The following is a 12,521-nucleotide window of genomic DNA, read 5'->3' as shown; positions in this document are numbered from 1 at the left end:
ACCATACAACACCCAAGGGGTTTTAGCGGACTCAGATAAGAACATTGAATGTGTGTAAGAGAAGCTAGTCAGAATTTTCCCAGATTTTAGTTTTTCGCGGATGCGGGAAACACAACAAAATTTGCTTGGCGACCATAGCGTTATGGACCCACCTGATTCCATGCCGAACTCAGTAGTGAAACGTAACAGCGCCGATGGTAGTGTGGGGTCTCCCCATGTGAGAGTAGGACATCGCCAGGCTTCAAATTCGTTTTCATCTTTTTCAGAAAAAGATGAAGGCAAAAAAACAAAAAGCCCTGACCTGACGGTCAGGGCTTTTTTGCATTTGCGTTAAATTAATCCCTTCTGAACGAATCTGATCTGGTTTGCTTATTTACTGAATCAATATAACTGTCTGTTTTTGATATTCTATTCTGTAAAGTTGCTCGCTATGTGATCACTCAGACAGCCAACTATTGAGTTGCGTGAAATGATATCGATGAAATCAATTTTGAGGGGGTTATATGAAGAAACTGTTCAGTGTCTTGTTAGCTTCGTTTTTTATAGCCGCGTGCAGTACATCTCTACCACATCAGTATGTATGTGAAGGAGAGCAAACCTTTGATGCCATGGTGACGTCAGACTCGGCAGTTGTACGTTTTAATGATGACGAGTTAACTCTTCCGCGGATTCGATCTGCGTCCGGCGCGCAATGGGAGTCTGAAGATAAGCAATTTGGGCTTTATACCAAAGCTGATGAAGCCATGTTGGTATGGGGCGATAACACTTTACGAGAGTGCTTATTGGTTAAATGAGTGCTTCCAGCAGCCCAAAAATAGTATTTTGGGGTGGTGAATAGGTGGGCATCGCATCGACATACTCAAATACTTTGTCTGTTTACCAACTTGAATCTAGATGAAAGCCCTAATCATATGATTAGGGCTTTAAACGCTTGATTTCTTTTTTTACTTAACTATCGATACTCGGCTAGATCTTTCACCGGATACTGTGCGGATCAATGCGTTGGAGACAGACGGCGCTTGAGCCGCGTTATAGATCTCCCAACTTTGACCATTGTCTACAGAGTATTCGATCATGAGGCCAGGGAAAGCACTGTTTGCTTTCAGTACACCACCATCAATGATCCCACCAGGAACCGGCAGGTTAAAAGCAATGCCATTCGCTTCAAGGTTCGGCATGACTTTTTTCGCCACTAGATTTGCAAACGTGTTGTAGTCTGCTGCGCGGGCTGCATCATCAACCAGCTTTCCGTTCGCATCATGCGCTTCCCAGGACGCTGTGTGCCAAGCACGCTCAGCCAAAGCGATTGCGCGTGGGAAGGTCATTCCTTCAAATTGCGCTTCGGTACGAATGGTTTCAGTCCATACTGAGCCCTGAAGACCAAGCACGTTTTCAGGACGCTCTAGCGTTTTTACACTTGCTGCATTTAACACTTCTTCTTTAGTGATCGGGGCCCCAGCACGGGTAAAGTCAGCATTTGCGTATAGATCGTCAGGCATGAAGCCAAATGATTTACGTGTATCGGTAAAGCGAGGAGCCCAGTAGTAGCCGCGCTCTTCTGGATCCGGCTCATAAGGGTGATCGAAATAGAAATGCGTCGCTTGGTTGTAAACTACACCATAGCCATTGTTCGCTAGGTTAAAGGCGCGATCGGCTACGCCCCATTCCCAAATATTTTGCCACGCATTGCCACTGACTTTTGTGTTGGCAAGCTCGCCACGTGGGTAAACAACGTTGTTATGCATCAAGCCATCTTCCCACCCACCTAGATTTAGATTGTGGTTGGCGGTGATTGCAGAGATTCGTTCGACAAAGTACTGGCTGAGCTCATCTACTGTTGTAATGCCTGCGCTATTGTTTGCTAGGAACGACTGACAAATTGGTGAATCTGTCCAAGCACCTGCAATTTCATCACCGCCGAAGTGGAATGTTTTCAGCGGCTGAATATCTTGATGAAGCTGAATCAGTGAACTCACGACGGTATCAACAAAGTTGTAGGTTGAATCCATACAAACGTTCATTGCATTGTCGGTAAACATCTGAACTGAAAGGTATTCAGTGGTGTCATCCGGATCGCTCAATAGGTACTCATTGGCTGCTGTCATATCGCCTTCTGCCGCGAGTCTCTCATAGCGAGCTTCCATGGCTTTAATGGCTGCGTGTGCATGGCCTGGCATGTCTACTTCTGGAATGACTTCGATGTTCAGAGCGTTAGCCGCTTCAAGAATCTCTTTGTAGTCAGCTTGGGTGTAATAACCGTTTGATTCGGCTGTACCGTCTGGACCTGCGCCAAGGAAAGGGAGCACACATGCTGTTTCGCTGAGATCATGGCAACGCTGAGAGCCAACGGTGGCTAATTCAGGCAAGGCTGGGATTTCGATACGCCACGCTTCATCGTCGCTAAGGCGAAGGTGCAGTTTGTTGAGTTTTACAGCCGACATTTGGTCAATCAGCTCTAGAATTGAGTCTTTGGTTCTAAAGTTTCGCGCAGCATCAATTGAAAGCCCGCGGTAAGCGAAACGTGGTGCGTCAGAGATATTTACCTCGGGGATGATATTGCCTTCTGTTAACTGAAGAAGTGATTGAGCGGCATACAATGCACCTGCTTGATCGACGGCATCAATGTTGATTTTCTCTGCGGAGGGCGACACTGTAAGACTGTATGCTTCCTCCCACTTTGGTTTACCATCAATGTTGACCTGTCCCCATCCAACGCGAATGACTTTAGATTGGTTAGGTGTCCAAGGCACAGCAGTTAGCCCAAACTGCTTAGCGATAAATTCGGCTTGATGTTGGTAACCATTGTCAAAAACCACCACCCAAGAAGGGTCGATGGCAACGTCGCCGTCACCCAAGACAATAGAGGCTGGTGTAGGAATGACCCCTTTTACGTTTTCTAATTTGTTTAGGTCGCTGTTTTTTGCGTAACGATTAGCCGCGGTAAATGGGTCGTAAAAATCCGTTATGCTGCCACCATAGCGCTTCCACTTCAGTTCGTTGTCAAAATCTGAAACGAAGGGGAGCTCCTCACCGGGTTTTGTTGGAACTTCACCATCAATACTATTACTTGTGCTTTCAATTAAGGCAGTCTCGCCGCTATCAGACACTAAGTACCAGTTAGGCATGATGTCGGTTTTCGCTATCTGCCAAAACTCTGATTCAAACTCGATGGTTAGTGTTTTTCCTGCTTCTAAGGCTTTGAAGTTCTCTGTCGGCTCTATTTTAAAAATATCGCCATTCACGTGACTGACGGTCAAATCATTATTTGCCAGTGGCTGCATCATGCGAATATGGCTGAAGTAGATAGACCAACCTGAAGCAGGCAGCGCGACTGAACTGGTGTTTTGTAACGTGATTTGGCCTTTAAATGTACGCCATTCGTTCTGTTGGTTGTCTAAAACCGCGTATGTCAGATCAATGCCATCTCCCAATTGTGATAATGCTTGCGAAGAAATGGCATAGCTTGGTGATGCCAATGCACCAGAAATTGCCGTGGCGAGTAAAACGCGTTTTAACATCTGTAGCTCCTTAAATTCACTCATCGAAATAAATCCATTGAAGCGTAGGAGATGAGGCTGCTGACAAATTACGCATTGAAATATCGGGCTTTATTTATGGGAAGGAAATCTTGTTGGTTGGTGAAACTGCGTTGTGTTTAAAGTAATAGTTTCGAGTTACTTATCGTTATTTCCCCAGTGTTTTTTGTGTGTGGGAAGGAGTATTGATACAAATTGCAGTGAAAAAATAAGTACGAACGCAATAAAATAAGTGAGAACTCAATTGAATCCATGAGCATCGCAGACTTAACACTGTTCGGCTTGATGATAATGAATCATTTCGTCCGCGCATTCGCTCTATGTCCGTACAATAATGAGAGTCTGAGTATTGCAGATAAAGCGTAATCGAAACGCCAATGAGAGCATGTTGGTGCTGGTAGAAAATAGATGAAGATAGTGTTTAGCAGAGATGAGTATTCATCCGTTGCGGGAAATGAAAAAGGGCAGCAACGCTACCCTTTTTGAACGGTATGACCCAAAAGGCTGAACTGGCATGTGATCCATTCTCATGAATTCAGCTATTCGATGTAATGGGTTATACGTATAGAAACTCTTTGATTTGTTGAACTAGCGCTTCAGCAGTTTCTTTGTCTTCCCACTCAACGAAGATACGAAGTAGTGGTTCAGTACCAGAGAAGCGAGCTAACGCCCATCCTCCGTTCTTGAAGTAGACTTTTAGACCGTCGGCGTAGCTGACTTTTTCGATTTCATATGCAAACTCAGGGAGTTCTTTATCAACGTAGATACGATTGTAAAGACTGTCGCGTTGAGATGCCTTGAAGGTGCAGTCGCCCTCAGCAGTATAGGCATAGCCATATTTGCCGTAGATTTCATCAAGCATTTCAGACAATTTCTTGCCCGTAACACTGATCATCTCAACCAAGAGGCTTGAGGCGAATACGCCATCTTTGCCTTTGATGTGACCGCGAATCGTTAGACCGCCAGAGCTTTCACCGCCGATCAGAGAATCATCCGCTTCCATTTGAGAACTGATGTGTTTGAAGCCAACAGGTACTTCAAAGCTGTTTTCATTATGGTCTGCCGCAACTCTATCAAGTAGGTGTGTGGTGGCGATATTGCGCACCACAGAGCCTTTCAAGCCCTTGTATTCCAACATGTAGTAATAAAGCAGCAGCAATACTTCGTTCGGGTGTATGAAGTTACCTTTTTCATCGATGATGCCTAGACGGTCAGCATCACCATCGGTACCGATACCAATGTCATAGCCTTCATGGGCAACCATGTGTTTCAAGCGGTAAAGTGTCGCAGCGCTTGGTGAAGGCATGGTGCCACCAAATCCTGGGTTTTCGCCATCGTTGATCACGTCGACATCACAACGACCAGAAATCAGAACGGTTTGAAGGGCATTCTTTGCGACACCAAACATTGGATCGATCAGTACGCGAAGGTTAGCGGCTTTAATGGCGTCGATATCAATGAAATCAATGATCGAATCAACGAATTCGTTCATTGGGTTGATGATCTTAACCAGCCCTTGGGCTTGTGCGTCTTCAAAATCCATCGATTTCACATCAGTGGCTTTTAGCTTGCCGACTTGCTCTTCGATTTTTGCCGTAATGATTTCATCTGCGTCGCGGCCGCCTTGGATAAAGACTTTGATGCCGTTGTAATCCGCAGGGTTATGGGAAGCAGTGATACACGCAGAGTAATGCGTTTCCATTTGCTTCGCTTTGAACATGACGACAGGTGTTGGCACGTATTTGTCGATGAAGCTGACAGTAATACCGTTTGCAGCTAGCACTTCTGCAAACCATGCTGCGGCTTTGTCTGAAAGAAAACGACGGTCGTAGCCGATGATGAAGCCAGGCTCGCATGCGTTTTCATTAATCATTATGTTGGCAAGAGATTGCGCCACTAAGCGTACGTTGTCTTTGGTGAACTCTTCACCAATGAAGGCTCGCCATCCGCCTGTACCAAATTGAATCATGGTAGAGCTCCTTTCAAAACAGGAATAAAAAAGGAGGGCAAAGTGCCCTCCTTTTTTTGTATTAGCCCATTACTACGCTAACAACGTTTACTGAACCTTCAGCTTGCGCTGGGATGGCACCAGTAACTTCTTCACCGTTTAAGGTGATGGTTTTCACGCCTTTGCTTACGCCGTTCGGGTTTTCTACCTTGATTTGGTAAGTCGCACCGCGCCATTCGCGGTTCACTTCAAATCCTGGCCACTCAGTAGGAATACAAGGGTTAACGCTTAGGCCGTCAAAGCCTACTTGTACGCCAAGAATGAAGTTGGTGACAGCAAAGTAAGCCCAACCAGATGTGCCTGTTAACCAAGGGTGGTTAGCACGGCCATGGTTTTCATGGTCACGACCCATGATGAACTGAACGTATGAATAAGGTTCAGCAACACGTTTTTCGATCATGTCATTTTGGTTGTACGGGTTAAGTGCATCGTAGAACTTCATTGCACGGTCACCACGACCCAGTTTCGCTTCAGCAACCCAAGCCCATGGGTTTGGATGCGAGAAGATTGCGCCGTTTTCTTTCACGCCTTGGTAAACGCGGGTGACGAAACCGATGTCGTCGTTAGGTGTTGAGAAAGACGGTGAGTTTAGGTGCAAGCCGTATTCAGAGAACAAGTTCTCATCAACTGCATCCATGGCCTTCTCGCCACGATCTTGCGATGCCATACCAGAAAGAACAGCCAGTGTGTTTGACTCAAGGTGAATACGACCTTCGGTTTGTTGAGCTGTACCGATTTTGTCGCCATCTTTGGTTAGACCACGGATGTACCAGCCCCCCTCGTCATCCCAAAGGTGTTTTTCACATGCTTCGCGCACGTTTGCTGCCATTTCAGTGTATGCCTGAACGTCAGCATCTTGGCCTTTGTGTTTCGCTAGAGTGATGAACTCTTGCAGTGCCCAGAAGTGAAGGAATGAAACCATGGATGACTCACCGCCACCTAGGTTTAGACAGTCATTCCAGTCAGCGCGTAGACCTTTACAGATACCGGTTTGACCAACGTATTCTGCAGAGAAATTCAATGCCGCTTTCATGTGCTCATATACGGTTGCGTTGCCGCCGTCTGCATATGGGATCACTTCATCAAGGAAGCTTTCTTCACCCGTTTCGGTGACGTACTTGATGATGGTTGGTACGATCCACAGGTGATCATCTGAACAGGTGTCGTCGATGCCGTGGATCTTGTCTTCGTCACTTGGCGTTGGAACAACGGTTGGTGACTTAGAAGGTTTAACGTCTGCTTTTGCTGGATCGAACCAATCTGGATCAAATAGGTGCAGACCGTACCCCGCTTTTACTTGGCCGCGTAGCAAGTCGACAAGACGCTTACGTGTCATTTCAGGGTTTGAATGCGGAACAGAAATCGCGTCTTGCGCGGTGTCACGGTAGCCAAGACCAGTACGGCCACCGACTTCGATGAACGAGGCAAAACGAGACCAAACAACACATGTTTCAGCTTGGTAAAGTGTCCAAGCATTGATCATGGTGTCTAGGCCTTCATTTGGTGACTTCACTTGGAACTTGTTACAACGGCTGTCCCAGTGACCTTTGATGTCTGCAAATGCAGCATCGACGTTAGTGAAGTCTTGGTACTTAGTACGCAAACGCTGACCTTCACCTTTGCCGATACCTAGAATGAATACGAAACGAACTTCTTCACCCGGCTGGATAACGAACTGCTTGTGCAGAGAACCACAGTGGTTGTAGCAAGTTTGAACATGGTTAGAACAGCGACCCTTTTCAACCGCAATTGGGTTAGCTTCGTCGCGGTACATACCAAGGAAGCTATCACGCTGACCATCGAAGCTATCAGGATCGAAGCTTGAAGCCATGTAGTAGAAACCTTCGTAATCGTTGGTGTTGTAGTACAAGTCGTACTCAAGAACCCCATCGTTGTATGACGTGCCAGCTGAGTAAAGGCTCATCTGGTGGTTCTGGTTGTCTGACTGGATGTGGCTGAATGAGAACTCAACGAACGAGAATGCACTAATGGTACGCGGCTTGTCGCCGTCGTTCTTGATTTTCACATCCCAAACTTGCGCGTCTTCACCCTTAGGAACGAACAGTGTTTTCTCAGCGGTGATACCGTTGTACTCACACTTGAACTTAGAGTAAGACAGACCGTGACGAACTTCGTATGAAGCTTCTTCAAGACTCTTCGCTACAGGTTGCCAAGAGATTGACCAGTAATCACCGGTTTCGTCATCACGCAGATATACATAGTGCCCAGGACGGTCGAATGTGCCGTTTGGACGGAATTTAGTCACACGATTGTACTCAGGGCTGTTGTAGAACGAGTAGCCACCTGCGTTGTGTGAAATCACGGTACAGAATTTTTCTGTGCCTAAATAGTTTGTCCATGGCGCCGGTACGTCAGGGCGGGTAATGACATATTCCCGGTTATCATTGTCAAAATAGCCGTATTTCATGGCGTGTTTCCTCTACAAATCTTATAAATTAAAGTTATTACCGACGATAGTTAATACCTAGACGATCTAGGTACTGCAGTTGTCCGCTGAGACGGGCTTGGAAGTCTGCCCAATCTCTTTGTTCCTTGGCGCTCCAGCACACTTCTGCAATCGCGAGAAGGCGAGGGAAGATCATGTACTCAAAGCGGCTTTGGGTATTGGTCACTTCGCACCAAAGTGCGCATTGAATGCCTTTGATTTTCTCAAACTCACTGGGAGTGACGTCCGAGCTAGCAAAGGGTTCATAGTGATAGGCTTTTTCAAGTGGTACTTTACAGGCCCAATCTGTTCCCGGTTCATCCGTAGAAAAGTCTTGTGCCATATCGAGATACGTTTCTTGTCCTGGCTGCAGAACCACATCGTAGCCATTACGAATACAGTCAATGCCCGATTGTTCGCTAACCCAAGAGAAAATAACGGTGTCTTTACTGACTTTGTCGCCAAACACCGCTTCTTCCCAACCAAACATTTGTTTGCCTTTGGTGCTTAAGAAGTTTTCGGCATAACGTAAAACGTGGCCTTGAAGTTCTTTGGTGTCGGAATAGCCGCATGTTTTCATCAATGCTTGGCATGAAGGGCTGTCTGTCCAGACATTCTCGGGTACTTCATCGGCACCAATGTGAACGAATGGGCCGGGGAATAGCTCACAAACTTCCGCTAACACGGTTTCTAGGAATGTGTAAGTTCCTTTCAATCCTGGATTTAGTACATTGTCTGTGTAGTTTTGAATACTGCGATACGCGGAAGCATCGGCATCTTCTACCAACATATGAGGTAGGGATTTGATGGCTGCACGGCAGTGACCTGGAATATCGATTTCAGGGATCACAGTAATGCCACGCTGTGCGGCATAGGCCACAACGTCGCGAATTTCGTCTTTGGAATAGAATCCGCCGTGGATCTTTGAAAGCGACGTGTATTGAGGCTCCAGCGTTTCAAAAGGTCCACGCCATGCGCCGATCTCAGTAAGCTCAGGAAACGCATCAATTTGAATGCGCCAGCCTTCATCGTCGGTCAAATGCCAATGGAAGCAGTTAAATTTGTAACGAGCCAATTGGTTGATGAGATCTTTGACACGACGTACTGGATGGAAGTGGCGAGCACAATCCAACATCATGCCGCGATAGCCAAAACGTGGGTGATCTTCAATCTCAACACACGGCAAGGTGTAAGCAGCATGGTGACGGTGAGACACTTGGCTTGGAACCAATTGCAGCACTGTCGCGACACCGTGCGAAAAACCGCCCTCATCCGATGCGCTGATAGTGATTCCTTGGGGCTTCACACTCACTCGGTAATGGGAAGGTGCCAGTTTTGTGTCTTGTTTTAGACGAATAGCACCATCCGCTTTCACCGTAACATCACTACGCAAATGAGCAGAGAGCTCTTGGGCAAGCCATGTTGCTGCAAGCTGACCTGCATCACAGTCACTGACGACAGCACTCTCGTCAGTAAGCGCGAATTGTCCCTGTGTGACAACCAATGCTTTTGGCTGAGGGATCAGATTGATAGCTTTTGGTTCTGGCAGTGTTAGCGGTGTACGCTCTGGCGATTGCACCCCTAGGTTGATGAGTGTTGTCTCCACCGGTGTTGCTGTAATGCCTTTGTCTGTGGTGATCATCAGACATGCGTCGCCAATCCCTTCATCGTGCATAGAGAACGGCTTAGTGGTGTGGCTGAACTCGAGATACAAATGATCATTCGCATTGAGTGGAGCGCCTGTTTCGAAGACGCACAAGCTACCCACCTGCTTCAATGTGCCATGAGACACACTCGTAGGGATGACGTATCGGCTGACACTAAAAGTGAGTTGCCAATTTTCAATGTTGTATTCAGACAAATTGTGCAGCACGAGAGCGAAGCGGCTTTCGTTTGGCTGAACGTCGATAACATTGAGATCTAAGCGAAAGTTCATGGCTTACCTCGGAAACGGATAAAGGTTGTGGTCGCCGTGGGCCATTAAAATGGCTCCGGTCATGGCATCCGCCTTGGGTTGAACCAACAAAGCTTGGGTAGCTGGTGTTAACCAGGGAACAATACGTTCACCGATGCTGCCCATGAGTGCGACTTGTGAGGCGCCTTTTCGGTTTAGACCGAGAATCAAGCGTTCAACATCGTCTGCTGAGCCTTGCAGTAACTCCATGGCAAGTTCATCTCGCTGCATTGCCAATTCGAAAACGGTAGGGCTGAACTGCCCATAGTCACGGGGTTTAGCTGTCTTAGACCAGCTAACAATGGCATCGAGATCGTGGTCAAAGTGAGCAAGCACATGCTGAGATAAAGCAGAAGCAGGGCGCAGCCCATCATGTGCAAGCAAGGTTTGTTGGATAAGGCGGAGGCCCATAACGGCACCACCACCTTGATCGGAAATAGGAAACTCGCGGCCACCCAGAATATGCTGTTGACCGTTCTCTAGATAGATACCCACCGAGCCCGTGCCAGCAATGACAATGGCGCCGTTTTCACCGCTAAACGCACCCATGCAAGCGCCGTAACCGTCTGTATTTAAGGTCACGTGATAATAGGGGTGAGGAAGCGCCATGAAGGCCATCCATGCGGACTTTTGCTCGGCAGCAGCTAACGCCATACCAACGGAAAGGGTGGATAAATCGCTAATACCTGCTTGTTCTGCAGCTAAAGCAATCGCGCTCTGGATGTTGTCCATGGCAAGTTCAACACCTAAAAGAATGTTGGCAGAACCTGTTTTGGCTTCACCCAGAAGCTGACCATTTTCATCAACGATGCGGGCGCGACAAGATGTGCCGCCTCCGTCGACTCCACAGAAGTACTTAGGCATCAACGATGTCCTTTTTCTGCATAGCCACGGCGAGTAGATACCAAGCTGCATGTGGGATCCATTGCTCACCCCAACGCCAGTTTTGAAGCATGTCATCCTTTTGACCTTGAGGGTTGAACGCGATATCACGCTCATTCTCGAAGCCCGCAGTGATGCCATTGCAAACACCACCTTTTGCGTTGATGAAGCCAAGATGAGGCAGGTAGTCAGGGTTGTTTCGACCGTGACCATCTAGCATGCACATGTCGTAAGGGTTGAGACCCAAAATCCAGTTAAGTGCTTGCTGACCATACTGACGAAGTTGTTTTTTTAGCTCTTTATCGGAAACTACACCAGTCGCCATGTATGCCATCGTCGCGAGAGAGCCCAAACGGGCATTCTCGCCTTGCCACCAATACCCTGTTTCATTGCGCTGTGCGATGAAAAAGCTCGTACGCTTGTCAGCATCAGTGTTCTTAATATATTGGCGAGGATAACCGAAAGGGTTGTTGACCTCACTGGTAATGCTTAATTCGAAATTAATTGCATTAACAACGACTTGTTGGAATTTATCTTTAAGTTCGACGTCAGACTCAATGGCCAAGTACTGCATCAGCGCGATCGCTGGTAACCCTGCTTCAGCCGCATGGAAGTAAGGGCGAGAGCCATCACCATTCGCCGACCAAAAATGGGAAACTTGTTCATCACTTTGCTGTTGCTCAGCTAAACGAGCTGCCCAATATCGGGCTTCTTCGAGGTAGGTAGCGTTGTTTGTTAGCTTAAATAGCTCTGTCGCCGCCAGCAATGCGCAATAGAAATCGATGGTGTTTTCACATCCATCATCCAAATAGGCTGCATTGTTTTCTTTAAGATGCAGGTAACCTGCTTCAGCTGTTGATTGGTAGGTGGCGACATCAAAATCACCGTTGATACCTAAACGAGCGGCTGCCGCGAGGGCTGCGATGGCAACGCCAGCGCCTTGTCGAAAACCAGCCTGATACGCTGAAGTTTTGTTGCCTAGCTGCGTTTCATAGGCACAGATTTCACGCTGAGCGGTGTCTTTGCTCCATTTGTCGAACACGGTGAGATAGAAATATCCGTCTGCATCATGCATGCGAACAAGAAAATCCGCGCCAAACAAGGCTTCGTCATGCAGTCGTGTTTTAGTAAATGGGGCTAATTCGGATGATAAGGTGTTAATTGACGTCAGCATATTCCAAACAACCATGGGAATTTGCTGAGGGTTTAAATAGTTTCCATAGGAAAGGTGGCTGAAGTATTTACTGACGTCGCCTGACGCGTCATACCAACCGCCACGAACATCAACATGACGATCCGTTCCTAAAATAGGAGCTTGACGATCATATTGATCAAAAGTGCCTGTACAACGCTGGGATTTGAAGTAGTGGATCACATCGGAAAACGTGCGATCAAAAAGTATACCGTCAGCAATCGTAAAGGCTGGAGATTGGGTATCTCCAACCTTGATGTGGAACTCACCGCTCTGCTCCAGAGCGGTGAAATCCAACTGATATACGTCGCCGGTATGCCACTGGTCTACAGAACCACAAGCACAGACAGGCAGCTGCATCACGGATTGACCTGTTTGGTCATCCACAATATCGGCATGCGTTGCGATAACATCGTGTGTCGCAAGAACAAGCGCCATTTTACTGCCTAAACGCTCATAGCCGATATGGTTGGTCAACAGCTGCATTTTACCTCCTAAAACAT

7 protein-coding genes and 1 rRNA gene are annotated in these 12,521 nt (G+C 47.2%); 2 read left to right on the top strand and 6 right to left on the bottom strand.

Going from position 1 to position 12,521, the window contains the following annotated elements; all coding sequences use genetic code 11:
* The first annotated feature begins 124 nt into the window (after positions 1 to 124).
* Positions 125 to 240: ribosomal RNA gene (gene rrf / locus Q365_RS0113935) — 5S ribosomal RNA — on the top strand.
* Between the two features lie 263 nt (positions 241 to 503).
* The gene (locus tag Q365_RS0113930; protein ID WP_028023920.1) at positions 504 to 794 is read left to right on the top strand and encodes an MliC family protein; all 291 of its coding nucleotides are present in this window, start codon (positions 504 to 506) and stop codon (positions 792 to 794) included.
* A 150-nt stretch (positions 795 to 944) separates the two neighbouring features.
* Here the strand turns inward: Q365_RS0113930 and Q365_RS0113925 are convergent, their stop codons facing one another.
* The 6 genes from Q365_RS0113925 to Q365_RS0113900 form a co-directional block, all read right to left on the bottom strand.
* Positions 945 to 3,518, bottom strand: a complete 2,574-nt coding sequence (locus Q365_RS0113925) for a family 20 glycosylhydrolase (RefSeq protein WP_028023919.1) — start codon at positions 3,516 to 3,518, stop codon at positions 945 to 947.
* Between the two features lie 574 nt (positions 3,519 to 4,092).
* The gene (locus Q365_RS0113920) at positions 4,093 to 5,505 is read right to left on the bottom strand and encodes a phosphoglucomutase/phosphomannomutase family protein (RefSeq protein ID WP_028023918.1); all 1,413 of its coding nucleotides are present in this window, start codon (positions 5,503 to 5,505) and stop codon (positions 4,093 to 4,095) included.
* Between the two features lie 61 nt (positions 5,506 to 5,566).
* Positions 5,567 to 7,972, bottom strand: coding sequence for a GH36-type glycosyl hydrolase domain-containing protein (locus Q365_RS0113915; protein WP_028023917.1), 2,406 nt, complete (start codon positions 7,970 to 7,972; stop codon positions 5,567 to 5,569).
* A 37-nt stretch (positions 7,973 to 8,009) separates the two neighbouring features.
* Positions 8,010 to 9,926, bottom strand: a complete 1,917-nt coding sequence (locus tag Q365_RS0113910; protein ID WP_028023916.1) for a beta-N-acetylhexosaminidase — start codon at positions 9,924 to 9,926, stop codon at positions 8,010 to 8,012.
* 3 nt (positions 9,927 to 9,929) lie between these two features.
* On the bottom strand, positions 9,930 to 10,808 hold the full coding sequence (locus Q365_RS0113905; RefSeq protein ID WP_028023915.1) for a BadF/BadG/BcrA/BcrD ATPase family protein: 879 nt from the start codon (positions 10,806 to 10,808) through the stop codon (positions 9,930 to 9,932).
* A complete protein-coding gene (locus Q365_RS0113900; RefSeq protein WP_028023914.1) occupies positions 10,801 to 12,504 on the bottom strand; it encodes a glycoside hydrolase family 9 protein in 1,704 nt (567 codons plus the stop codon). Before Q365_RS0113900 ends, Q365_RS0113905 begins: the two co-directional genes overlap by 8 nt.
* Positions 12,505 to 12,521 lie beyond the last annotated feature (17 nt).

Origin of the sequence: Enterovibrio calviensis DSM 14347, from assembly GCF_000621165.1 — a bacterium.
Lineage (GTDB): Bacteria > Pseudomonadota > Gammaproteobacteria > Enterobacterales > Vibrionaceae > Enterovibrio > Enterovibrio calviensis.
Note: the sequence above shows the minus strand (reverse complement) of the source record. Positions and strands in the feature narration are given on the sequence as shown.